Here is a 24,982-nt window from a genome sequence, read left to right on the forward strand (position 1 = left end):
CGGCGGGTCGGTCCAGGGGCGCAATCCTGCCAGCTGCCCGGAGGTTGCTAGCGTTCATCGGCGTGCGCCTCGGCGGGGACATACCAGGGAGAATAATGTGCGCGTACAACAGGACCATCGACCCGCAGCGCATGGCAGCCGTCCAGCTGGAACGGCCGCTCGCCGGTGTCGGCCAATTGCTGGCGGCCGGCCATGGTCTGCACCGCCACGGTGGGCAGCACATTGGTGAGTTCCGTGACGTGGGTGCAGCCGGCCGTGCGGCCGAAGCGCTCGCGCACGTGCTTGCGGAACTGGTTGAGCAGGTTCAGGCCGACCAGGCGGCGGTATTCCGGCGCGATGGCGCTGCAGAATTCGCCATAGGGGGCGGCTTCGTAGGCGGCTTCCGACGCCGTGATGTTGAAGCGGTCGTCGATGGTGATGCGCAGGCGCATGTGGTGCACCGGCGCTCCCGCGGGATGGACGCCACCCCCACGGATCGGGAAATCATAGGCCTTGGTGTCGACGAGTTCGGCTTCGAGGTCCCATAGCCCGTCATCCCGGGCATAGGATTCGACTCGAATGGAGCGCGTGTGGACGGGACGGCGCGGGCACGCCGGATCGGACAAGGGCATGAGGGAAGGAAAGGCTGGAATTCGTAAAACCTTTCAATTATATACCGTGTATAAGCCCCCGATTATATCGGGGGCCCCATGCCGTGCCGCATGCGCCCTGCCCCCGGTCGCGATACGCCCCGACTCAGGCCGCTTCGCGCAGCATGCGGGCCGCCTGCACCATGGCCTGCAGCGCCGCGCGGGTTTCCGGCCATCCACGCGTCTTCAGGCCACAATCCGGATTCACCCAGAGCCGTTCGGCAGGCAGGCGCCGGGCGGCATGCCGTACCAGATCCACCATCCACTCCTCGCGCGGGACATTCGGCGAATGAATGTCATAGACCCCGGGTCCGATGTCGTTCGGGTAGGCGAAGGCCTCGAACGCGCCCAGCAGATCCATGTTCGAGCGCGAGGTCTCGATGGTGATCACGTCCGCATCCATCGCCGCGATCGATTCGATGATGTCGTTGAACTCCGAATAGCACATGTGCGTGTGGATCTGCGTGTCGTCGCGCACCCCGCTGGTCGTCAAGCGGAAGCAGTCCACCGCCCAGTCCAGGTAGGCTGCCCAGTCGCCGCGCCGCAGCGGCAGGCCTTCGCGGAAGGCCGGCTCGTCGATCTGGATCACGGTCACACCGGCCTGCTCCAGGTCCTGGACCTCGTCGCGCAGGGCCAGTGCGATCTGGCGGCAGGTCTGCTCGCGCGGCTGATCGTCACGCACGAAGGACCATTGCAGGATCGTCACGGGACCGGTGAGCATGCCCTTGACCGGCTTGTCCGTCAGGGACTGCGCGTAGGCCGACCAGCCCACCGTCATGGGCGCCAGGCGGGCCACGTCGCCGTAGATCAGGGGCGGCTTGACGCAACGCGAACCGTAGCTCTGCACCCAGCCATAGGCTGTGAAGGCAAAGCCGGCCAGCAGTTCGCCGAAGTATTCCACCATGTCGTTGCGCTCGGGTTCGCCGTGAACCAGCACATCCAGTCCGATTTCCTCCTGGAAGCGGACCACGCGCTCGATTTCCTCCCGGATCGCTTTTTCATAGGCGGCATCCCCCAGCGCTCCGGCACGCCAGTCGCGGCGCAATGCACGGATTTCCGGCGTCTGGGGAAAAGAGCCGATGGTGGTCGTGGGATAGCGCGGCAGGCCCAGGCGTGCCTGCTGATCGGCAATGCGCTGGGCGAACGGCGCGCGGTCGCGGCGCACCGACACCGAGGCGGCCAGGCGTTCGGCCACGTCCCGGCGATGGATCCGGCTGGAGGCGGCACGATCGAGCACTGCCCGGCGGGCGGCCGCCAGGGCCTGCAGGTCGGCGCCATCAGCCTCGCCATCCACCAAGACCCGCAACAGGCGCAACTCGTCGAGTTTCTGCACGGCAAAGGACAGCCAGCTGCGCAATTCGTTGTCCAGGCCGGATTCCAGACCCAGGTCGATGGGCACGTGCAGAAGCGAACACGAAGGTGCCAGCCACAGACGGTCGCCCAGGCGCGCCGCCGCCTCGCGGACCTGCTCATGGATACGATCCAGATCGGCACGCCAGACGTTGCGCCCGTCGATCACGCCCAGGGAAAGCGCCTGGCCATCACGCAGCGTGGCCAGCACCGATGCCAGCTGATCCGGTGCGCGCACCAGATCCACGTGCAGGCCCTGCACCGGCAAGGCACCGACGACGTCCAGATTGTGCCCGACGCCGCCGAAGTACGTCGCCAGCAATACGTTCGGGCCCTGCGACGCCAGGCGGCCATAGACACCTGCCAGCGCTTCGCGCCAGGCCTGGGGCAGATCCAGCACCAGGATGGGCTCGTCGATCTGCACCCAGTCCACGCCCTGGGAGGCCAGCCTCCGCAGCACCTGCTCGTAGACATCCAGCAGGCCGGGCAGCAAGTCTAGCTTGGCCGTGTCTCCGGCTCCGGCGGTGTAGGCATCGCCTTTGCCCAGCCAGAGCCAGGTCAGCGGCCCCGGCACCACGGGGCGGGCACGGTGACCGAGCGCCTGGGCCTCGGCCACCTGCTCGAACAGGGATTCGCGGGCGATGCGGTAGGTCTGGCCAGGGTGGAGTTCGGGAACGATATAGTGGTAGTTGGTATCGAACCACTTGGTCATTTCGCAGGCAGCCGCCGGCGTGCCCGACGGCGCGCGGCCGCGCGCCATGCGAAACAGCGTGTCCAGGCCGACCGGGGCGTCGTCCGCCTGCCCGAAACGCGCCGGCACGGCCCCCAGCAACGTGGTCCATTCCAGAATATGGTCGTACCAGGCAAAATCGCCGACCGGCACCCATTGCGCTCCGGCCCGGGCCTGGATGTTCCAGTGGCGGGCCCGCAGGTCGCGGCCCGTGGCCAGCAGGTCATCCAGGCCAGTCTTGCCCGCCCAATAGGATTCCTGGGCCCGCTTCAGTTCGCGGGCGGCGCCGATCCGGGGAAAGCCCAAATTATGAATGGTCTTCATGAATTAATCCAGGTAACATTAAAATTATTCAATGAACGATATTCTGCCTGACAGGAATCAAAATAAAAAATCAAATACGACACCCATAACATGAGGGAAATTCATGATAGAGCTGCGCCATCTGGAAACCCTGCTGGCCATCCGTGACGGCGGCAGCCTGCAGGAAGCCGCCGAGCGCCTGCACCTGACCCAGTCGGCCCTGTCGCACCAGTTGCGCGATCTGGAAGTCCGCCTGAAGACGGCACTGTTGAACCGGCGGACCCGCCCCGCCCGCCTGACGACGGCGGGCCTGCGGCTGGTGGCGCTGGCCGAGGACGTGCTGCCCCGCGTACGCGCCGCGGAACAGGAACTGCGCCGCCTGGCGGCGGGCCGGGCCGGCCGCCTGCACGTGGCCATCGACTGCCATTCCTGCTTCCAATGGCTGATGCCGACGCTGGATGCATTTCGCAAGGACTGGCCGGAAGTCTCGCTGGACCTGACGGCAGCGTTTTCCTTCGCCCCCCTGCCCGCCCTGGCGCGCGGCGACCTGGATGTGGTGATCACTTCCGACCCCGAGCCGCTGGAAGCAGTGGACTATGCGTCCCTGTTCTCCTACGAGCTGGTGCTGGCGGTTTCAAGCCATGGCCCACTGGGCCTGACCGGCCGGATCCTGCCGGAGGATCTGGCCGACCAGATCCTGATCACTTATCCGGTCGATCGGGCCCGGCTGGACATCTATACGGCTTTCCTGGATCCCGCCGGCGTGGAACCGGCGGCCGTGCGCACGGCCGAGCTGACTCCCATGATCGTGCAGCTGGTCGCCAGCGGCCGAGGCGTGGCAGCCCTGCCCAGCTGGGCACTGGACGAATACAAGAACCTGCCGGGATTGCGGATCTGCCGGCTGGGCACCGGAATCTGGCGCACGCTGCAAGCCGGCGTCCGTGCCGAGGACGCGGATACTGCCTATATACGGGCTTTCCTGGACCAGGCCCGGCGCACCAGCTTCGAGACCCTGCCCGGCATCCGGGCTGCGGATTCGGACTGATCAACCAAGGCCGTCATCTGCCCGCGCGCCCAGCAGGCGCCGGATGCAATCGGCGGAAAAACCCCGCCCTGCCATGAAGCGGTATTGCCGTGCGTATTCGCGGGGATCGGCGGGCGGCTGGCCGAACTTGCGCTGCCAGACGGCCCGCGCGCGATCCATCTCGGTGGCGCGCAGGGTGTCGCGCAATTCGGCCAGGTCGCCATCGGCCAGCCCCTGCTGGCGCAAGGCGCCAAGGATGCGCTGGGTGCCCTGGCGGGCGGCCGCCCGGTGGGCGTAGGACTGGGCATAGCGCTGATCGGACTGCCAGTGCTCGCGCGCCAGTTCATCGAGCACGGCCTCGATGGCATCGGGATCGTCGCACCAGTTGGAAAGCTTGCGGCGCAGTTCCTGGCGGGAGTGTTCCCGCCGGGAAAGGTAGGCCACGGCCCGGGCCTTCAGGCTGGGGCCGTTTCCACGCCTGGATGAATCACCGCCGCCGGGCGGCGAATCGAACCCGTCGGGGTCATTCCCCATCGGCGGCGGCGGCCGTGGGCATTGCCCGGGGTGCGATTCCCAGATGCTCGCGAACCCGATTCTCGATCTCGAAGGCCATGTCCGGGTGTTCCTTGAGGTAGTCGCGGACGTTGTCCTTGCCCTGGCCGATGCGCTCGCCGTTGTAGCTGTACCAGGCGCCGGACTTGTCGATCAGGCCTGCCTGGACACCCAGGTCGATGATCTCGCCCTCGCGGGAAATGCCTGCACCGTACATGATGTCGAACTCTACCTGCTTGAACGGCGGGGCGACCTTGTTCTTGACGATCTTGACGCGGGTCTCGTTGCCGACGACCTCGTCGCCCTTCTTGATCGAACCGATGCGGCGGATGTCGAGGCGTACCGAGGAATAGAACTTGAGTGCGTTGCCGCCCGTGGTGGTCTCGGGGTTGCCGAACATGACCCCGATCTTCATGCGGATCTGGTTGATGAAGATCACCATGCAGTTGGCACGCTTGATCGTGGCGGTGAGCTTGCGCAGCGCCTGGCTCATCAGGCGGGCCTGCAGGCCGGGCAGGGAATCGCCCATGTCGCCTTCGATTTCGGCCTTGGGCACCAGCGCGGCGACCGAGTCGATGACGATCAGGTCGACCGACCCCGAACGCACCAGGGCATCGGTGATTTCCAGGGCCTGCTCGCCGGTATCGGGCTGCGAGATCAGCAGGTCTTCGAGATTGACGCCCAGGCGCGCGGCGTACTGGACGTCCAGTGCGTGCTCGGCATCGACGAAGGCGCAGGTGCCGCCGATCTTCTGCATTTCGGCGATGACCTGCAGGGTGAGCGTGGTCTTGCCGGAGGATTCGGGGCCATAGACTTCGATCACGCGTCCGCGCGGCAGCCCCCCGACACCCAGGGCGATGTCCAGCCCCAGGGAACCGGTGGACACGACCTGGATGTCGTGTTCGACCTGGTTGTCGCCGTAGCGCATGATGGAGCCCTTGCCGAACTGCTTTTCGATCTGCGACAGCGCGGCGGCCAGCGCCTTGGCGCGTTCGGGGTTGGCCTTGCCGGAGCGTTCATCCATGAGGGAATTCCTATCTTGAGTGACAAGCCGCAGGAACCGCGGCCTGGGGGGGGCCGGGTCCGCCTGCGGCGGGGTTCGGGAAATTATGGCATTAAATTATACTGTATGAAAATACAGATATGGCAATTCGATCCCGGGCAAAACGATGGAACCGGGCGCCGGGGGCCGCCGCCGTGCCGCAAGCCCCATCGTTTACCCTAATGACCCGGCGCAGCCGCGCGTGCCAAAATGAATGCACCCTGGGCCATTTCAGCGCCCGCCTCCCCCTGGATGTCATTTCCGCCATGCGTATCCTGATTGCCGAGGACGACAGCATTCTCGCGGACGGGTTGTCCCGATCGCTGCGCTACGAAGGCTATGCCGTGGACGTCGTCAACGATGGATCCAGCGCCGATTCCGCGCTGCAGTTGCAGGCCTTCGATCTGCTGATCCTCGATCTGGGCCTGCCGCGCCTGGACGGCCTGTCCGTGCTGCGCAAGCTGCGCCAGCGAGGCACGCCCCTGCCGGTCCTGATCCTGACGGCGGCCGACTCCGTCGAGCAGCGCGTCGAAGGCCTGGACCTGGGCGCCGACGACTACATGTCCAAACCCTTCGCCCTCAGCGAACTCGAAGCCCGCGTGCGCGCACTGATCCGCCGCCACGGCGGCGCACGCGCATCCGTCCTGCGCCACGGGCGCCTCGCCTTCGACCTGAACGGGCGCGTGGCCACCATCGACGACGCCGCCGTCGAACTGTCCGCCCGCGAGACCAGCCTGCTGGAAATCTTCCTGTCGCGCAGCGGCCGCATGATCAGCAAGCACCAGCTCGTCGACCTGCTGTGCGAATGGGGCGAAGAAGTCACCACCAATGCCATCGAGGTCTACATCCACCGGCTGCGCAAGAAGATCGAACCGGCCGGCGTCCACATCCTGACCGTACGCGGCCTGGGGTACTGCCTGGAGCCCGACAACCGCGCCGTGCCGGCGGACACGGCGGCCGTCGACTGACGGCGCGCCCCGACATGTTCGCCGACTCGGTACCGCGCAGACCCCGCCGGCATGCGACCCTCCTGGGCCGCATCCTCCTGTGGATGATCGTGCCGCTGTTCGTCCTGTGGTCGATCGGCATCGTCATCACCTATTTCATTTCCCTGAACATCGCCAACTCGCCCTACGACCGGACGCTGTCGAGCCATCTGCGCCTGCTGCGTCACGAAATCGAGCAGCAGCGCCTGGCCACCGGAGTGGCCCTGTCCGAGTCGGCCCGCACGGTGCTGGCAGGCAGCGCGGACGAATCAGCCACCAGCTGGCAGATCCTGGACGCCAACGGCCACCTGCTGGCGGGAGATCCCAGCATACCCATACCGGAAAACTGGGGCTACGACATCGACCAGATCCGCTTCCGCAATGCATCCCTGAACCACCAGCCCATCCGCATTGCCTATGTCTGGGGCGGGCGCGACCGGGACGGCACCGGCTTCCTCACCGTAGTGGCCGAACCGGCCGAAGCGCGCGCCACCCTGCAACAGGAAATCCTGACCGGCATGCTGACGCCGCAGCTCATCATCCTGCCGCTGGCTGCCATGCTGGCCGGACTGGGCCTGACCCAGGGCCTGGAGCCCCTCAGCATGCTCCAGGAGCACATGCGGCGGCGCAAGCCCAACGACCTGTCGCCCCTGCGCGACGACCTGGCGCCGGCGGAAATCGTGCCGCTGATCGCCTCGATGAACAACGTGCTGCAGCGCCTGTCCGACTCCATCGAATTCCAGCGGCGCTTCGTCGCAAATGCGGCCCACCAGCTGAAGACCCCGCTGGCAGGCATCCGCACGCAATGCGAACTCGCGCTGCGAGAGCAGGAGCCTGCACGCATGCGCGCCAGCCTGCAGCAACTGATCACCGGATCCCAGCGAGCCACCCGGCTGGTGAACCAGCTGCTGCTGCTGGCACGGGCCGAATCCATCGACCCGACCCAGCCGCGCACCACCGAACTGCTGGACCTGCTGCCCCTGGCGGAGACCTGCACCCTGGAATGGGTGGAGACTGCCCTGGAACGCCGCATCGACCTGGGTTTCGAATCGCCCGGCGAACCCTTGCCGGTCTTCGGCAACGCGGTCATGATCCGCGAGCTGCTGAACAACCTGATCGACAATGCCCTGCTCTACACGCCCCAGGGCGGCCGTGTCACGGTGCGCGCCATGCCCGAGGGCGACCGGGTCTGCCTCGAGGTCCAGGACTCCGGTCCCGGCATCCCGCCCGAAGAGCAATCCCGGGTCTTCGACCGTTTCTACCGGATCCTCGGCCATGGCGCCGAAGGCAGCGGCCTGGGCCTGGCGATCGTGCGCGAGGTCGCCGAGCACCACCATGCCACCATCGCTTTCCTGCCGCCCGGCAATCACCGCGACCCGCTCAGCGCCGGCACCCGGCTGCGTGTTTCATTTCCCCGCGACGACATGCCCAGGACCCGCACATGAACCGAGCCCGACCCATGCCGCACGATGCCATGCACGAAGCGAACCGCCCCATGACCCACGAGGAACGCCGCGTCATCCTGGCGTCCTCGATGGGAACCGTCTTCGAATGGTACGACTTCTACGTCTACGGTTCCCTGGCGGCTGTCATCGCCCAGCATTTCTTTTCCGGCCTGAATCCCACGGCAGGCTTCATCTTCGCCCTGCTGACCTTTGCGGCCGGCTTTGCCGTGCGTCCCTTTGGCGCCCTGGTGTTCGGCCGTCTGGGCGACATGGTCGGGCGCAAGTACGCCTTCGTGGTCTCGATCCTGATCATGGGCCTGTCCACCTTCCTGGTGGGCGTGCTGCCCTCGTCGGCCTCGATCGGCACGGCAGCCCCCATGATCCTGCTGGTGCTGCGCCTGCTGCAGGGCCTGGCCCTGGGCGGCGAATACGGCGGCGCGGCGGTCTACGTGGCCGAACACGCTCCGCCAGGCCGGCGCGGTTTCTTCACCAGCTGGATCCAGACCACGGCCACCACCGGCATGTTCCTGTCGCTGGTCGTGGTCCTGGGGACCCGCGCCACGCTGGGCCAGGAAGCCTTCGACGCCTGGGGCTGGCGGGTGCCTTTCCTGATTTCCGTGCTGCTGCTGGTGATCTCGGTCTGGATCCGCCTGCGCCTGCACGAATCCCCCGCCTTCACACGCATGAAGAGCGAAGGCCTGGTCTCACGCGCACCCATCAAGGAAGCATTCGGACAGTGGCGCAACCTGCGCCTGATCCTGCTGGCCCTGATCGGCCTGACGGCCGGCCAGGCCGTGGTCTGGTACACAGGCCAGTTCTACGCCCTGTATTTCCTGACTGAAACGCTGGGCGTGGACGCCAACATCGCCAACATCCTGGTGGCGCTGGCCCTGCTGCTGGCCTGCCCCTTTTTCCTGGTGTTCGGCGCCCTGTCGGACCGGATCGGACGCAAACCCATCATCATGGCGGGCTGCCTGATCGCCGCCCTGACCTATTTCCCCGTATTCAAGGGCCTGACCCACTACGCCAATCCGGCCCTGGAACGCGCCCAGAGCCAGGCGCCCGTCTACGTCGTGGCCGACCCAGCCGACTGTTCGCTGCAATTCAATCCGGTGGGCATCGCCTCCTTCACCAGCGCCTGCGACCTGCTCAAGGCCTTCATGGCCAGTCATTCGGTCCATTACATCAACCAGCCTGCCCCAAAAGGCACCACGGCCTATGCCCTGGTGGGCGACCAGCGCATCGATTCCTTCGACGGCACTGCGCTGCCGCGCGCCGAATTCGCCAGCCGCAATGCCTCGCTGCAGGAAGAACTGCGCCAGGCGGTGCGCAGCCACGGCTATCCCGCCTATGCCGATCCATCCCAGATCAACTTCACCATGGTGCTGTTGCTGCTGTTCTTCCTGGTGCTGCAGGTCACCATGGTCTACGGGCCGATCGCCGCCATGCTGGTGGAGATGTTCCCCACGCGCATCCGTTACACGTCCATGAGCGTGCCCTACCACATCGGCAACGGCTGGTTCGGCGGCTTCCTTCCCCCCGTGGCCTTTGCAACGGTGGCCACGACCGGCAACATGTACGACGGCCTGTGGTATCCGATCCTGGTGTGCGCGATGACGCTGATCGTGGGCATGCTTTTCGTCAAGGAAACCCGGCACAACGACCTGAACGAGTCCTAGGGCTTTTCAGAGTACCGTCAGGCACCCCACTTTAGAATGGCAATGCACGCCGATGGTCGTCCGGGCGCCTCGTTCCCCCCTTGTCCGCCCGGACGCTCCCACCAACGGCTGCCGTCGTCCGTGCCCCCCGCGAGCTCCTTTTCGTGTGCACGGGCGGTCGCCCCTCCCGGCCCGGCCTCGTCCGGGCCGTTTTTTTGCCCGGAAGCTCCGGAACGGGCATTCCCGGCCGTCGGCATCCCGGCCTATCGGCTTTCCGGTTGTTTCTCGAGCCAGGCCTGGAACATCAGCACGCCCCACAGGGGGTATTGCGCATTGCGGCGTCCGGACAGGTGTTCCGCCCAGGTCCGCCGGATCGGCGCCGGGTCGAAGAAGCCTTCCCGGCGTAGACGCGATTCGTCCAGCAGGCTCTCGGCCCAATCCTGCAACGGGCCGCGCAGCCAGTGGCCGACGGGCACGCTGAACCCTTTTTTGGGACGTTCGATCAGCTCGCGGGGTACATGCCGGTACAGCACCTGCCGCAGGATCCACTTGGTGGCGCCGTCGCGCAATTTCATGGACTGCGGAATCCGCCAGGCGAATTCCACCACGCGGTGATCCAGGAACGGCACCCGGCTTTCCAGGGACACCCCCATGGCGGCCCGGTCGACCTTCACCAGGATGTCGTCAGGCAGATAGACGAGGGCATCCAGGACCATCAGGCGCTGCACATCATCCAGCCCTTCGAGCGGCAGCGGCCGGCCGCGCAGGCAGGTCTGAGGCTCGCGTCCGCCGATCACCAGGCCTTCCGGCTCCCAGCGGGAAATCGATTGCAGGTAGAGGTCGTCGATGCGCCTGGCGGACAGCTTGCGGGCGCCCTGATGCAGCTTCTCGCCGACGGGCGCCGCGCCCAACGAGCCGGGCAGCACGGGGCTCAGCGGCCCGAGCATGGTATTCCAGGCCCCGGGCGGCAGCGCACGGATGCCGCCAGCAGCCAGCTTGCGCAGACCGAGCGGCACGCGGGCGATCCGGTCCCAGTGCCGGCTGTTGCGCAGATAGCGGCCGTAGCCGGCGAACAGCTCATCGCCCGCATCGCCCGACAGAGAAACGGTGACGTGCCGGCGCGCCAGCTGCGACACCAGGAAGGTCGGGATCTGCGAGGCATCGGCAAAGGGTTCGCTGTACAGGTCAGGCAGCAGGGGAATCACATCCTGCGCTTCCTGTGGCGTGACATACAGTTCGGTATGGTCGGCGCCCAGGTGCCGGGCGACCGCCAGGGCGTGTTCGGCCTCGTTGTAGCCCGGCTCGTGGAACCCGATGGAAAAGGTCTTGACCGGCCGCTCGGACTGGGCCTGCATCAACGCCACCACGGCCGAAGAATCGATGCCCCCGGACAAGAAGGCGCCCAGCGGCACGTCGGCCAGCATCTGCTGGCGCACAGCGGACTTCAGCAGGTCTTCCAGCGCATCGATGGCTTCCGGATCGGAACCGGTGAACGGTTCGCGGACACCGGACACGGCGGTCTCGGCCAGCGACCAGTAGGCATCCACCCGTGGCGCGCGCTGTTCCAGGGACACGGTCAGCAGGCAGCCCGCAGGCAGTTTGGAGATGCCGCAGTAGATGGAATGAGGCGCCGGGATGTAGTTGTGCCGCATCAGCAGGCACAGGGCATCGCGATCGACTTCCGCCGCGCAAAGCGGATGGGCCCGCAGCGCCTTGAGATCGGAACCGAACAGGAAACAGGCCGCGTCGCCGGCGCCCTGCCAGCCGTAGTACAGGGGCTTCTCGCCCAGGCGGTCCCGACCCAGAGTCAGGACGCGCGCCTGGGTATCCCAGACGGCGAAGGCGAACATGCCGATGCAGCGCTGCACCGTGGCCCGGATGCCCCACGCCGCGAAACCCGCCAGCAGCGTCTCGGTATCCGAATGCCCGCGCCAGCCCTGGCCGCCGCCCGGTGCCAGGCCGGACTGCTCGAGTTCGCGGCGCAGGTCCAGATGGTTGTAGATTTCACCATTGAAGACGATGACGTGACGCCCCGATGGCCCTGCCATGGGCTGGTGGCCCGCCGCCGACAGGTCGAGGATGGACAGGCGCCGATGGGCCAGCCCGATGGCTGCCGCACCGTCGGACCAGATGCCGGCGTCGTCCGGCCCCCGCGACACGATGGCGTCGGCCATGCGCTCCAGGATGGCTGCGGTTTCACGCGCGTCCCGCCCGCGGCCGCCCCCCAGAAACCCCACCAAACCGCACATTGCGTCTTCCTTTCGATCTTTGCCCGGCTGCCGGCCAGCACGGCGCGTCCTGCATTTTACCCGGGCGATCCGCCCGGAAATCGACGTCAAATCCCCGCATCGCCACACGCCGTTCCCCGCTACACTGGCGGCTGGTCCAGTTCTCTCCAGACGCCCCATGAAAGGCATCATTCTCGCCGGCGGCTCCGGCACCCGGCTGCATCCCATCACGCGCGGCGTGTCCAAGCAGATGCTGCCCATCTACGACAAGCCCATGATCTACTACCCGCTGTCGGTGCTGATGCTGGCCGGCATCCGCGACGTGCTGGTGATCTCGACGCCCGACGACCTGCCGGGATTCCGGCGCCTGCTGGGCGATGGCTCGGATTTCGGCATCGACCTGTCCTATGCCGAACAGCCCTCGCCCGATGGCCTGGCGCAGGCCTTCCTGATCGGCGCGGATTTCATCGGCAGCGACCGGGTCTGTCTGGTGCTGGGAGACAATATCTTCTACGGCTACGGATTCAGCGGCATGCTGCGCGAAGCCGCTCAGCGGGTCTCCGGAGCCACTCTTTTCGGCTACCGGGTCGCGGACCCGCAACGCTTCGGCGTGGTGGAATTCGACACAACCGGCCGCGCCGTATCGATCGAGGAAAAACCCGCCAGGCCCAAGTCTTCCTATGCCGTCACCGGCCTGTACTTCTACGACAATGACGTGGTGGACATCGCACGCGGGGTGCGGCCCTCGGCACGCGGCGAACTGGAAATCACCGATGTGAACAACGCCTACCTGCGGCGCGGCGATCTGCACGTCAGGATCCTGGGTCGGGGGTTTGCCTGGCTGGACACCGGCACGCACGAAAGCCTGCTGGACGCCGGCACCTACGTGCAGACCATCGAGCGCCGCCAGGGGCAGAAAGTTGCCTGCCTGGAAGAAATCGCCTTTCACAACGGCTGGCTGGACCGCGCCGGGCTGGAAGAACGCGGCATGCGACTGGCCAAGACGGACTACGGGCAATACCTGCTGGCCCTGGCCCACGAGGACAGCGGACGATGAAAGTCATCGACACCGCCCTGCCCGGCGTGCGCCTGATCGAGCCCCGGGTCTTCAGTGACGCGCGCGGTTTCTTCCTGGAATCGTTCAGCGCCCGCCGCTACCGCGAGGAAGCCGGGATCGAGCCGATCTTTGTCCAGGACAACGTCTCTCGCTCCGCGTGCGGCGTGCTGCGCGGGCTGCACTTCCAGCGTACCCGGCCCCAGGGCAAGCTGGTGCAGGTGATCGAAGGCACCGTTTTCGATGTAGCCGTGGATATCGATCCCCATTCCGCCACGTTCGGCCGGCATGTGGCGGTCGAGCTGTCGGCCGACAACCACCGCCAGATCTGGATTCCGCCCGGCTACGCTCACGGATTCTGCGTTCTCAGCGACACCGCGCTCTTCCAGTACAAGTGCACGGAATACTACGATCCGGCCGACGAGGACGGCCTGGCCTGGGACTGCCCGGATCTGGCGATCCCCTGGCCGATCCGCGATCCCATCCTGTCGGACAAGGACCGCCGCCATCCGGGGCTGAAGGAGTGGGCACGGGCGCTGAAGCCATAGGCCCCCCTTCGGAACCGGCTGCGTCCGGCGCGGCCGCGCCGATTTTTACCGCGTACAATCAAGGCCCGTTTTCACCGCCGCCCGCCGGCCCGCCGTAAAGACCATGTGGTTCAAGAATCTCAAAATCTATCGCCTCGCCCCCAACGCCTCCCTGAACCCCGCCGACCTCGAAGCGGCCCTGGAGCCGCTCGCCTTCCAGCCCGGCGGCAGCCAGGACAGCCAGGTATCGGGATGGATGCCCCCGCGCGAGGACAGCGGCCTGGTCTACGGGCAGCACGGCCAGCTCCTGCTGCGCCTGCAGACGGAAAAGAAGCTGCTGCCGGCCACGGTCGTCAACCAGGCCAGCCGCGCACGCGCGCTGCAGATCGAAGAGCAGCAAGGCTACAAGCCCGGCCGCAAGCAGATGAAGGAAATCAAGGAACAGATGACGATGGAGCTGCTGCCTCGCGCCTTCGTCATCGCCCATGACACCCGAGTCTGGATCGACACCGTGAACCGCTGGGTGGCCATCGATGCCGCCGCCACCGCGCGCAGCGACGAAGTGCTGGGCCTGCTGGCCAAGACGCTGACGCCCTTCCCCATCGTGCCGCTGCACGTGGAAATGTCGCCGGCCGCCGCCATGACGCTGTGGCTGTCCGAGGACGAAGCGCCCGCCGGCTTCACCATCGACCAGGACACGGAGCTGCGCTCCACCGGCGAATCGCGCGCCACCGTGCGCTATGTGCGCCAGACGGTCGAATTGGACGAGGTCCGCCGCCACATCCAGGCCGGCAAGCAATGCACGCGCCTGGCCATGACATGGAACGACCGGGTTTCCTTCGTGCTGACCGACAACCTGGACATCAAGCGCGTCGCGCCCCTGGACGTGCTGAAGGAACACCAGGATGCCCAGGCCGCCAACGAGGCCGAGCAGTTCGAGGCCGACTTTGCCCTGATGACGGGCGAACTGGCGCGCATGCTGGACGACCTGGTCGCGGCGCTGGGGGGCATGCGCGCGGACGGCGCCGGGCGCTGAATACCTCTTGCGGGGCCACCCGGCCCCTGCCGCACGGGGGCGCCTCGCTGGCCGCGAGGCGAAAGAACATCCCCTTCAATCGATCCCGTGAAAGACGCTGTCGTCCGGGCCGATATGGGACGGCGGCGTCCAGGTCACGTCACGCAGCGAATGCTGCACCAGCCCCTCGACGCCCAGCAGCACGGCGAAGATCGCCATGCGCACCGGGATGCCATTGTCCGTCTGGCGGAAGATCGCCAGACGCGGATCGTGGTTCAGGTCGGTGCTGAGATCGTTGGCGCCCTCGCGGCTGTCGCGCGGCAAGGGGTGCATGACAATGGTGTCCGGGCCGCAGCAGGCGTCCACGATGGTGCGGTTGACCTGGAAGTCGGCCGAATAGCCTTCCAGGTTTTCACCCGAGAAGCGTTCCTTCTGTACCCGCGTGGCATAGACCACGTCCGCACCCTTCAGGCCGGCGGCCAGATCGTGGGTCTGCTCGATGACGTGGCCATTGCGGCTGGCCTGGTCCAGCAGGTGTTCCGGCATCTCCAGACCCGGTGGAGACACCAGGGTGAACTTCATGCCGCGGTACAGCGCCAGCAGCTTGATCAGCGAATGCACCGTGCGCCCGTATTTCAGGTCGCCGGCCATGACGATGTGCGCGCCGTCGAGCAGTTTTCCCAGCCGTGAGAATTCCGTGAGGATGGTGTAGAGGTCCAGCAGCGCCTGGCTGGGATGCTCGCCCGCGCCATCGCCGCCGTTGACCACCGGGATATTGGTCGCGGCGGCGAACTCGGCCACGGAACCCTGTTCGGGGTGCCGGATCACCATGGCATCCACATAGCCGCTCATCACGCGGCTGGTGTCGTAGATGGACTCCCCCTTGGCCATGGACGAGAAGGTGAAGCCGGTGGTGTCGCACACCGAGCCGCCCAGGCGGCAGAAAGCCGCGCCGAAGCTGACCCGCGTACGGGTACTGGCCTCGAAGAACAGATTGCCCAGCACCGCGCCCTCTAGAACGCGGGAGACCTTGCGCCGCCGGGCGATGGGCTGCATCAGGTCGGCCACGCGAAACAGTTCCTCGACCGACTCGCGTGTGAACTGATCCACGGACAGGAGCTGATGCTTGTTGTCGATGGCGATGCGGTCGCGCAACGGACCGGATTGTGCGCTTTGCGCATATTTTTGCATCAGCGCAGCGTTTTCCACGATCTCGGTGACGAAACGCGAGACGACCTCCGGCATGGTGCGCGCTTCCTGGGAGCCTTCCGGCAGCAGCCACGTGTCCAGGGCGCGGCGCTTGACGCCGATGCGAGCCGCGAATACATCGCGGGTCAGGTTCAGGCGGCGCATCGCGTCGCGCAGGAAGACTTGCTGGGAAATCGCCATCTTCGGCTCCTATATACGCAATGCGTAGATTTTCACCGATCAGACATCATCGCTGCAAGAAAAAAACGCGGCCTCCCGCAGCGCGCGTCGAAAAAACAACGCGCAGCAACGATGCCCTGCGTGCTTCAGAATCCTCCGGCGGATGGCGCGGATTCCACACCGGCGACCGAGCGGGCAGCGAGTTCGGCATTGCGCGCCGAACCCACGGCGAAAGCGAGCTGCTGCTGGCTGACCGGCGCGGCATAGCCCGGCGCGGCCAGCATGGTGTGCCCCACGACCAGGGCCAGGCGCAGGCCGGGATTCGCCGCCGTGGCTTCATGCATCTTGCGCAGGCCCTCGTCGCTGAGGATCAGGACCAGGATGCCTTCGCCCTTCTGATCGGTCGCCGACTGGATGCCGATCAGGTCGTCGCGCCCGATGATGGCCGTCGGGCGCACATACAGCACACCGGACGGCTTGAGGGCGACCGGTGTCCAGTCCGGCCGTGACCGGGTGTCGGCCAGGAACACGCGCAGATCCATGGCCTGGCGGTTTTCGGTGATGGCGTGCCGTGGGCCGGCCGTCTGCGCCGGCGCCGCAGTTGCTGCCGCGGAAGGGGCCGCCGCCTTGTTCGCAGGGCCCTGGGGGCCTGGCACGGCCTGGCAGCCGGCCAGGACTGCCAGCACTGCTCCCGCCAGCAACTTCACCCCCGGCCCGCCGTCCGAATGCCAATTGCGCATACCCAAGCTCCTTTTCGTCCTTTCAGGATTCAATGATGGCATATTTTGCCGTGATCAATGTTTACCCTGCGCATCAGGATGGTTCCCCGTCCCTGGCCCGCCGGGCCTGCCGGCGCCCACGTCCCAGACGGCCTCCCCGACAGCGAAGCGCCCTCCACGGACGAAGACCCGGGATCGGTCCAGCACCGTGCCCTGCGGGCTGCGCAGTTCGAACACATGGGTGCCGGGGCTGGGCGCCCAGTCCGGCACCATGCCCGGCCCCTGCCCATAGGGCTGGCCGTCCAGGAACCAGCGCGCGTCCGTCACGGACCGCGAACGAGCGTCGACCGCCCGCAGGCGCAGGCGCTGGCGATCCCATGGAATGTCCGGATCCAGGGCCAGGATCGTGCCATCCACGGGCTCGGCGATCCGCGGCCTGCCGTGGTCGGCGGCCAGGTCCGGAGGCACGAAACGGGCCTGGGCCGTATCTCCCAGGAAATACTCGATGCGTTCAGGCTCCAGCCCCGCGAAAGACACAGCCTGGCCAGTGACCCCCGGCGGACGGGCCGGCTGCGGCGGGGCATGGCGGCGGTAGAGCCAGTCGAACACATCGTGCCAGATGGGACCGGCGCCGCTGACGCCCGAAACATCGCGCATGCTGGCCCCGGCGCTGTTGCCCACCCACACACCCACCGTGTAGTCGATCGACCAGCCCACGCACCAGTTATCGCGCATGTCGCGGCTGGTGCCGGTCTTCACTGCCGTCCAGAACCGCGTGGTCAGCGGACTGTCCAGGCCGAAGGTCCTGGCGCGCGCGGCGCGGTCGGCCAGCATGTCGCCCACGATCCAGGCGGCCTCGGGGGAATACAGCCGGATTCCCCCCTGCGCTTCCGACCCGGGGCGCGCGCTCAGGTTCACCGGTGCGTAATCACCGCCGCGCGCCAGTGCCCGGTAGGCGTTGCTCAGGGACAGCAGCGTCACGTCCGCCGATCCCAGCGCCAGACTGTAGCCGTAATAGTCTCCCCCGCGGTCAAGCGGCAGGCCCAGGGCCGACAGGCGGGCCGCCAGCGCATCGGGCCCCACCAGCATCAGGGTGCGCACGGCCGGCACGTTCAGGGAAGACGCCAGTGCCGTGCGCGCGCTGACCCAGCCGCCGAATCGGTGGTCGTAGTTGTCCGGCACGTAGAGCCCTCCGCCGCCATCCAGACCGACCGGGCTGTCGTCCAGCAGGGACGCGGCCGTCAGGCGCTGCTGATCCAGGGCCATGGCATACAGGAAAGGCTTCAGGGTCGAACCCGCCTGGCGGACGGCGCGCGCATGATCGACCTGGGCAGCCTCGGACAGCACGCCCGACGATCCCACATAGGCCAGCACGGCACCGCTGCGGTTATCGAGCACCACCACGGCGGCGTCGGTGACCCCCGTGCCGCGCAATTCGCCCAGGCGCCGGCGCACTGAGCGTACTGCCGCCTCCTGCAGGCCGCGATCCAGCGTGGAATGGATCTCGCCCCGGGCATCCGCCAGTCCGACATCCCGCAGCAGCCGTGTCCAGTGCGGCGCCAGCGCCGGCGCATCGAAACGCGCCTCGCCGGCGCGCGACAGGGCGGCCTGAACGAAGCCCCGCAATCCGTGGCATGCGTCCGGCCGGCCCAACTCGCGCATCAGGGCGCAACTGCGCTGGACCAGCAGCGGCACCGGCGCATTCGGACCGCGCAAGAGCACGGCGGCCAGGGCTGCCTCGCGCAGATTCAACCCCGAGGCGTGCTTCTGGAACAGGACCCGGGACAGCGCATCGACTCCGACCAGCTCGCCACGCCAGGCCGCCAGGTTCAGGTAGGCCTCCAAAATCTCGGATTTGGTCCAGCGGGATTCGAGCGCCATGGCCGCCTGCATCTGGTCGAGCTTCTGCAGGATGCCGCGCCCTGCGGGGCCGCGCCGCAGCGTGGGATCCAGGAAGGCCGCCAGCTGCATGCTCAGGGTCGATGCGCCGCGCCGGGCTCCGATGCCCCAGGCGGACGACCAGGCTGCCGAGGCGCTCGCCAGCCAATCCACGCCACCATGCGTGTAGAAACGCCTGTCTTCGGAAGCCACCACGGCCCGCAGCAAGGCTGCCGACACATCTGCCAGGGGCAACCAGTCGCCGCGCCGGCTGGAAAAATCCGTACGCAGCCGCTGCAGTTCCTTTCCGTCCGAAGCCAGCAGGCGCACGTCCGACGGACGCCAGGCCGCCCGGACCGCTGCATGGTCCGGCGGAAAAGCGGCCTGCGGTCCCTGCGCCCAGGCCCGGGGCAGCGGCGCCCCCAGGATCAGCGCCAAGACCAAGACCCGCAGGCACTGGCTCGCAACGGCCACCGGATCCATCAGGGAAGAGGCTCCACGCTCAAGGGCGCGTTGGGTACGCTGCCGAAGACATCCGGCTGATACAGGGCCTCGGCGCGCGTCGGCGGCAGCCGGTATTCCCCCGGCACGTTCAACCGTACCGTGTATTCCAGCGTCCGCTCGCCCGGTTCCATGACCTCGTAGTAAGCCCGGAAGACGCCGGCATCCCGTTCGACGAAACTGGGCTGGTTCCACCAGTCCTCCTGACGCTCGCCCGCCATCGCCAGGCTGGAATCCCGGCCCAGGCCGCCGCCCAGAATGGATGCTCCCGCTGGCACCGGATCGCTGACCACGGACCAGGCCAGGGTTTCCCGGGCCCGGATCCACAGGCGCACGCGATAGACATCGCCCACCGACCAGCGGTCCGGCCGCGCCCTGGACACCGGCACCACCGCACGATCGACCTGCAGCCCGGCGTCCTCGGCCAGGGTCTGGGGAACTGCCGCACGCGCCGCGACCGTGGCCCAGCCGCTGCCCTGGCCCTGCTGGACGATTTCCAGGATGCCCCGGCCCTGCTGCGGCCAGGGCAAGTCCAGGGACTGACGGCGTACGCCATCCCCCCCAGGCATGTCGGCCCAGGGCAGCACAGCCAGCGCCCCCGGAGACAGGGTCACGCGCACTTCGCCTGCACCCGCATGCGTTTCCATCTTGCGGGCAAACTGATCGACGGCCAGGGTGCCCAGCGCATTGGCCGCGGTCGTGGACCAGGCCCCATCGCGCTGCATCGACAGCAGACCGGTCAGCAGGCGCGGCAGATCCGCGCGCCAGCCGGGCCGGTCCAGCACGGTCATGAGAAGGCGCGCCTGCGCGGTGGCGGCATTGCTCATCAGCCACCAACCCGAATCCACCGTGTCGTCGGCCAGCACCAGCGAGGCGCCATGCCGCGACAGCCGCGCGCGCAACACGGCCTCGGCCCGTGCCGACAGGGACTCGCGGTCATCCAACTCGGGCACATGCCGCAGGATCGACAGCCAGGTCACCACGGCAGCCGTCGGCCAATCGTCGACTTCCTGCGCAAAGCTGTCGAGCATGCCGGGCTGCCAGGCACCGGCCAGCGCCAGCGCATCGGCGGCGATCAGCTTGCGCCAGAAATCATCCCGCACGGGTGCCCAGCTGTCCTCGGTCAGACGCCCGGACACATAATCCTGCAGGGCGGCCAGCATGCTCTCGCGCACGCCGTTCGGCAAGGCATAGGTCCGATCCTGCGCCCGCTCGGCGAGTTCCAGCAGGTGCGCCGTCAGCACGACGCTGCCCCGGCCGCCAGGAAAATACGACAGCAGCCCCGACTCGGTCCGGTAGTCGGGCAGGCGCTCCATCAATGCCCGCCATGCCACGGGATCATGGCGCCCGAGCGCCTTGGCACTGAGCTGCTCGACACAGGCATAAGGGTAGGCATCCAGCCAGGCGCGCACCCCCGGCAGGGTCCCCGCCAGGCTGGACTGCAGGGCGACCAGGACACCGCCGCGCGGCACACCGCCTGCACCCGCCAGCGCTTGCACCGGCGCTTCCACCGGCACCCGCTGCGGCACCCCATCCTGTACCTGCAGCAAGGTGGCCTGGCGCACCGTGACCGGGACGGCAGGCAGCAGCGTCTGCTCGACCGCGATCCGGTCGGAAACTGCCTCGCCAGTGGTCGTCCTCGCCTCGAAACGCCACTTCAACGTTCCAGTCGCGGCCTGGCCGGACAGCACCGGCGCCGTCACCGGCCAACCCACCGTCTGGGCGGCCCCGGGTTCGAGCCGCAGCACCTGCCCGGGCAGGGCCCGTTCAGCCCCGTCGTCTCCCGCCACGTCGGCCGACAACGACAGCGCCATGGGCAGCGCCGTCCGGTTGCGCACGGTCGCGCGCGCCTCATAGCGGTCGCCCTCGCGCACCACCAGGGGCAGGCCCGACACCACCTGCAGGTCCTGGGTGCTGATGATGCCGGTGGACCCCGTACCGAACATCCCCTGGCCATAATCGACCACGGCCACCAGCCGGAAACGCGTCAGGGAGTCATTCAGCGGCACTTCCAGTTCGGCCCGGCCCTGGTCATCCAGGGTCAGGTCGCCGCGCCAAAGCAGGCGCGTATCGAACAATTCCCGCGTGGCATTGAAACCACCGCCCCCGCCCGCCGGCACCGCCTTGCGGCCATAGTGACGGCGCCCGACGACCTCACCCTGGGCCGTCGCGGTCTCCACGCCATAGTCTCGCTCCACGCGCATGGCATCCAGCAGATCCCAGCTGGCGTTGCCGCGCAGTTCCAGCAAGGCCTCGTCCACGGCCGCAAAGGCCACGCCGGCCCCCGCTGCCGGCGCACCATCGGGCAGGGTCGCCTGGATACGCACCCGGGCATGCTGGCGCACCTGGTACGTGTCGCGGTCGGCTTCGACCTTGACCCGCAGGCGATCGGCTTCGCTCTGGACGCGGATGCCCGCCAGGCCGAAGCGGAACGACGGCTTGGCCAGATCCACCAGGCCCGTGGGCTCGGGAGCATCCGCGGCCTGGGCCAACCGCGCCGCCATCCAGTCCAGCGGATGCCGCCAGCCCCAATCGAAGAACGACGCCCAGGGCACCCGGCGGATGCGGCCGCGCACGGCCAGTACCGAGACATAGACATTCGGCCCCCAGCTTTCCCGCACAGGCAGCCGCACGACGGGCTCGTCGCCGTCCAGTTCGACCACGTGCGTTTCCAGCACCCCCTCGCGCTCCACGGCCACCAGCGCGCGAGCCTGGCGAAACGGCATGCGCACGGTGAACTCCGCGGTTTCACCAGGCTTGTAGTCGGTCTTGGCGGGAATCACGTCGATCCGGTCGTCGTTCCCCTCGCCGAACCAGGCTTCGTCTCCCCACACCCAGATCGAGGTCGAGGCCCGTGACACGCGCGACTGCGCGTCCGAGGCCTGGGCGAGCAGCTCGATCCGCCCGTCCCGATCCAGGCTGATCGGGCATTCCAACTGGCCTTTCGCATCGGTGCTTCCCTGGCACAGCGTCCCCAGGGAGGCAAGCTGCTCGTGGGAATCGTAGGCATAGAAGCCCCCCACCAGGCGCTTGCGGACGCTGTAGGTCGTGCGCACGCGCCCATCCAGCTGGACCGGGACGCCGGCCAGTGGCCACCCGGCAGTGTCCAGCGCCAGCAGCGTGACGCCGGACTTTTCACCACGCGACATCCAGCGGCCCGTCCGCAGGCCGACCACCGCCGCCGATGGCCAGACCTGCGCAGTCTGGGCCAGCGTCTGGATTTCGCCAGCGGGATCGGTGAAAGACGCCTCGAACAGCCAGGACTGGGGTTCGGACGGGGGCGGCAAGCCTGGCAGATCCACCCGCGCCCCGCCCTGCGCGTCCAGGTGCAGCGGTTTCCTGTCCAGGATCAGCCGCCTCATTCCCGAAGCCCCGGCATCGGCACCGGCGGAGTCCGGCGCCCCGGCTTCCGGGTTCCAATCCCCTGCGGATGCCTCCATGCCGAAGATGAAATCGTCGTACCCCGCAAACGCTGGCGCCAGGGGGCGCGCCACCGCCGAGAGGGTAACGGGCAGATCACGCGCGGGACCGCCGGAAATCCAGGCCAGCTGCAGGTCGGCCCGTACGGATTGCGGTGCGACCAGCGGCCCGGCTGCCTGTGCGCCATCACCCGCGATCTTCAGCGATCCCGTCAACAGGGGCAGCTTGAAGGTCTCGACCCTGAAATCGCCCGCATGCAGCCAGGGGATCCAGTCGTCGGGCGTGTCTGCCAGGGGCTGCAGTTCGATCGAATACGTGCCCAGGTGGGCATTGCGCGGGATCGTGTAGTCGAGCAAGGCGTACTGGCCACCGCTGGGACTGGTCTTCCAGTCCAGCGGCAGGGTGACGGTGTCCCCCGAACCGTCATGCGTCAGGCGGACCTGCGCAGACAGGCCGCCGGCGGGCGGATTCTTCACGCCATCGCGATCCAGCCGGCGCAAGAACAGCTTCATGGAAACCGTTTCACCCACCCGCAACAGCGTGCGGTCCAGTACCGCATGGGCCACCAGATCGGGATCCCGGGACCGGCTGGCAGGCACATTGAAACGCCAGGGCTCGATTCCACGGTCCCAGCCCGACCAGGCAAAGGAAAAATCCGCCTGTCCATGAGCCTGCGGGTGATCGCCGGCAATGCGCGCAGTGACAAACACTCCCGATTGCTCCGTGCCTTCGCAATACCGGTCCGTGGGCACGGGGGCACCCGCGTGCCATAGCCCCTGCGCATCGGTTTCTCCGCCCAGCAGGCGCCGGCCGTCGCAATCGAGCACCGTTACGAGCGCGCCGGAAACCGGCTCGCCTTTGTCCAGCGTTGTCACCCAGACCAGGATATCGTCGCGCCCCGCCTTCAGGTGGACCGCCAGGTTCGTCACCAGCACGGCTGAACGCACATGCATGACCTGCTCGGCCGCCACGGCGCCCTTGCGTTTCAGCAGTGCTGCCCCAAGGCTGGGCGAGGCGACTTCCAGCACGTGCAGGCCAGGTTCCTCCAGGGGAATGCCGACCATCTCGATATCCTGGCCTTCCGCATCCCGGACACCGGGCAGCGTCAGCGTCCGGACCTCATCATCGGGGGCGAACACAGAGCGCGAGCGCACGTCGATGCGGGGTTCGCCCTCGCGGGCCTCGCGCGGGGCGCGCAACGCAAGCCGATCCGCCCATTGCCCCACCGTCAGCGAGCCTTCCTGGAGATTCCTGACCCGGGCATACCACTGCAGGGCCTGGACGTCATCCGTGATCACGCGATCACGCGCCCGTCCGGCGGACAGGATGAGATCGCGGGTCTGCAGCTGGGGCTCCACGCGCCGCAGGGCCAGTGGCGCCAGGGCGGGCCGGCCCTGGCCCGGCGCACCTTCTGCGAAGCGCTCCACAATGCCGAACGCACCGGAGGCAAACTTCGCCAGCGGCGGCATGGCGTCCATTTCGATCGTCAGGGGAAAGCGGCCGGCGTTGGCCAGCGGCAGCCCCATATCGTCGCGCAATGCATCGGGCAAGGTCAGCGTGAGCGTGGATCGTTCCTCGAAGGGAGGATCGAATTGCAGGGTCTCGACCGCGTCGCCCGACGGCTCATTGTCATCGGGGCCGAACTGCCGCGCCGCGCGCGGCCCCTGCGGGGTGTCCAACACGACGCGCGCCGCCAGTTCCCGGGGCACGGGCCTGGAGAAGGCCACGAGAATGGGAAACAGCGGCGAACACGGCGCCTGCGCGTTCGTGCGCGTGCAGCTCATGACCGCGTTGAACGCGGTACGGACCTGGAAATCCTCCGCCAGCCCGACCGTGGACGGCACGCCTGGCTGCCCCACGGAGCGCACGCCGGCCTCCACCACCAGCCGCACCTGCGCCTTCGGCGGCAACAGGCGCTTGCACTGCAGCAGGCGGGCGTCGTCCCAGGCATCCGCCTCGTCGGACCCCGTGACCGCCTTCAGGATCCGTGCGCGGTCCACACCGGTCACCAGACGCGTCGGCACGGCCTCGCCCAGGCCCTCGACCTCGCAATAGGCATGCTCCAGCAGGGATCGCGTGTCCGGCGCGGCGTTGAAGCGCAGCACGAAGACCTGGTCCTCCGAGATCGTGCGGCTCCAGGGCCGCACCAGGCGGGCGCGCGGCCCGCCGGTGGCGAAGCGGCGCGCATCGCCGGCCAGCGGCTGGCCCTGCAGGTCGCGGAAATCCGGATTGGGCTTCGCCTGGCACGACACCGCTCCCGCCAGGGGCTTGTCGAAGGCATAGACCCAATGCCGCGGATCGGTCCAGCGCCCCGAGCCCCTGACCGCATCGTCGTCGCAGTCGACCAGGAACGGATCGGCCGCCCCGTCGTCGCCCAGCGCCACGGCGGGCGCGTCGAAATCCGCCTGCACCCGGGCGATCCGGGCCATCATGCCCTCGGGGGAAAACCGCGTCACCGACAGGGCCGAGACGGAGGCCGAACCGCACAGGATCAGCGCCGCCAGCGCGACGCGCGAAAGAAGATGCCGCATGGATGACCCTCCCGGGCCGTTG

At 67.7% G+C, this 24,982-nt stretch carries 16 protein-coding genes; 7 read left to right on the forward strand and 9 right to left on the reverse strand.

Annotated features, from left to right (window positions below; all coding sequences use genetic code 11):
- Positions 1–47: 47 nt before the first annotated feature.
- Both ABD022_RS08235 and metE read right to left on the reverse strand, forming a co-directional pair.
- On the reverse strand, positions 48–611 hold the full coding sequence (locus ABD022_RS08235; RefSeq protein ID WP_325124913.1) for a DUF2889 domain-containing protein: 564 nt from the start codon (positions 609–611) through the stop codon (positions 48–50).
- Between the two features lie 124 nt (positions 612–735).
- Positions 736–3,033, reverse strand: a complete 2,298-nt coding sequence (gene metE, locus ABD022_RS08240) for a 5-methyltetrahydropteroyltriglutamate--homocysteine S-methyltransferase (protein ID WP_325124915.1) — start codon at positions 3,031–3,033, stop codon at positions 736–738.
- A gap of 103 nt (positions 3,034–3,136) precedes the next feature.
- Here metE and ABD022_RS08245 point away from each other — a divergent pair, with 103 nt between their 5' ends.
- Positions 3,137–4,057: a LysR family transcriptional regulator gene (locus ABD022_RS08245; protein ID WP_325124917.1), complete on the forward strand. Its 921-nt coding sequence runs from the start codon at positions 3,137–3,139 to the stop codon at positions 4,055–4,057.
- On the opposite strand, the gene recX is transcribed toward ABD022_RS08245, so the two are convergent.
- On the reverse strand, positions 4,058–4,480 hold the full coding sequence (recX, locus tag ABD022_RS08250; RefSeq protein WP_414647433.1) for a recombination regulator RecX: 423 nt from the start codon (positions 4,478–4,480) through the stop codon (positions 4,058–4,060).
- Positions 4,481–4,559: 79 nt separating this feature from the next.
- A complete protein-coding gene (recA, locus tag ABD022_RS08255; RefSeq protein ID WP_325124921.1) occupies positions 4,560–5,612 on the reverse strand; it encodes a recombinase RecA in 1,053 nt (350 codons plus the stop codon).
- A 284-nt stretch (positions 5,613–5,896) separates the two neighbouring features.
- On the opposite strand from recA, the gene ABD022_RS08260 reads away from it, so the two are divergent.
- From ABD022_RS08260 to ABD022_RS08270, 3 genes are read left to right on the forward strand one after another with little or no spacing between them, the layout of a single operon-like run.
- Positions 5,897–6,598: a response regulator gene (locus ABD022_RS08260; protein WP_343820837.1), complete on the forward strand. Its 702-nt coding sequence runs from the start codon at positions 5,897–5,899 to the stop codon at positions 6,596–6,598.
- 14 nt (positions 6,599–6,612) lie between these two features.
- Complete coding sequence (locus tag ABD022_RS08265) at positions 6,613–8,061, forward strand: sensor histidine kinase (protein WP_343820839.1); 1,449 nt, start codon at positions 6,613–6,615, stop codon at positions 8,059–8,061.
- A gap of 50 nt (positions 8,062–8,111) precedes the next feature.
- Positions 8,112–9,740 (forward strand): MFS transporter, encoded by a 1,629-nt coding sequence (locus ABD022_RS08270; RefSeq protein ID WP_343820931.1) that lies wholly within the window; start codon positions 8,112–8,114, stop codon positions 9,738–9,740.
- A gap of 242 nt (positions 9,741–9,982) precedes the next feature.
- On the opposite strand, the gene asnB is transcribed toward ABD022_RS08270, so the two are convergent.
- Positions 9,983–11,968, reverse strand: a complete 1,986-nt coding sequence (asnB, locus tag ABD022_RS08275) for an asparagine synthase (glutamine-hydrolyzing) (protein ID WP_343820840.1) — start codon at positions 11,966–11,968, stop codon at positions 9,983–9,985.
- 157 nt (positions 11,969–12,125) lie between these two features.
- On the opposite strand from asnB, the gene rfbA reads away from it, so the two are divergent.
- The 3 genes from rfbA (at position 12,126) to ABD022_RS08290 (ending at position 14,564) form a co-directional block, all read left to right on the forward strand.
- Positions 12,126–13,004 carry a glucose-1-phosphate thymidylyltransferase RfbA gene (rfbA, locus tag ABD022_RS08280; protein ID WP_325123917.1) on the forward strand — a complete coding sequence of 293 codons (879 nt, stop codon included), beginning with the start codon at positions 12,126–12,128 and terminating at the stop codon, positions 13,002–13,004.
- Entirely contained in the window at positions 13,001–13,549 is a 549-nt protein-coding gene (gene rfbC / locus ABD022_RS08285) for a dTDP-4-dehydrorhamnose 3,5-epimerase (RefSeq protein ID WP_343820842.1), read from the forward strand. Before rfbA ends, rfbC begins: the two co-directional genes overlap by 4 nt.
- A gap of 103 nt (positions 13,550–13,652) precedes the next feature.
- Complete coding sequence (locus ABD022_RS08290) at positions 13,653–14,564, forward strand: recombination-associated protein RdgC (protein ID WP_325123915.1); 912 nt, start codon at positions 13,653–13,655, stop codon at positions 14,562–14,564.
- A gap of 75 nt (positions 14,565–14,639) precedes the next feature.
- Here ABD022_RS08290 and ABD022_RS08295 read toward each other — a convergent pair whose 3' ends face one another.
- The 4 genes from ABD022_RS08295 to ABD022_RS08310 form a co-directional block, all read right to left on the reverse strand.
- A complete protein-coding gene (locus ABD022_RS08295; protein ID WP_343820843.1) occupies positions 14,640–15,932 on the reverse strand; it encodes an aspartate carbamoyltransferase in 1,293 nt (430 codons plus the stop codon).
- Between the two features lie 125 nt (positions 15,933–16,057).
- On the reverse strand, positions 16,058–16,651 hold the full coding sequence (locus ABD022_RS08300) for a hypothetical protein (protein ID WP_325123913.1): 594 nt from the start codon (positions 16,649–16,651) through the stop codon (positions 16,058–16,060).
- Between the two features lie 54 nt (positions 16,652–16,705).
- Positions 16,706–18,991 carry a penicillin-binding protein 1C gene (gene pbpC / locus ABD022_RS08305; protein ID WP_343820844.1) on the reverse strand — a complete coding sequence of 762 codons (2,286 nt, stop codon included), beginning with the start codon at positions 18,989–18,991 and terminating at the stop codon, positions 16,706–16,708.
- Positions 18,991–24,960 carry an alpha-2-macroglobulin family protein gene (locus ABD022_RS08310; RefSeq protein ID WP_343820846.1) on the reverse strand — a complete coding sequence of 1,990 codons (5,970 nt, stop codon included), beginning with the start codon at positions 24,958–24,960 and terminating at the stop codon, positions 18,991–18,993. The genes pbpC and ABD022_RS08310 overlap by 1 nt, the downstream gene beginning before the upstream one ends.
- Between the last annotated feature and the right edge of the window lie 22 nt (positions 24,961–24,982).

This window comes from Castellaniella daejeonensis (assembly GCF_039523555.1).
Taxonomy (GTDB): Bacteria; Pseudomonadota; Gammaproteobacteria; order Burkholderiales; family Burkholderiaceae_B; genus Castellaniella; species Castellaniella daejeonensis.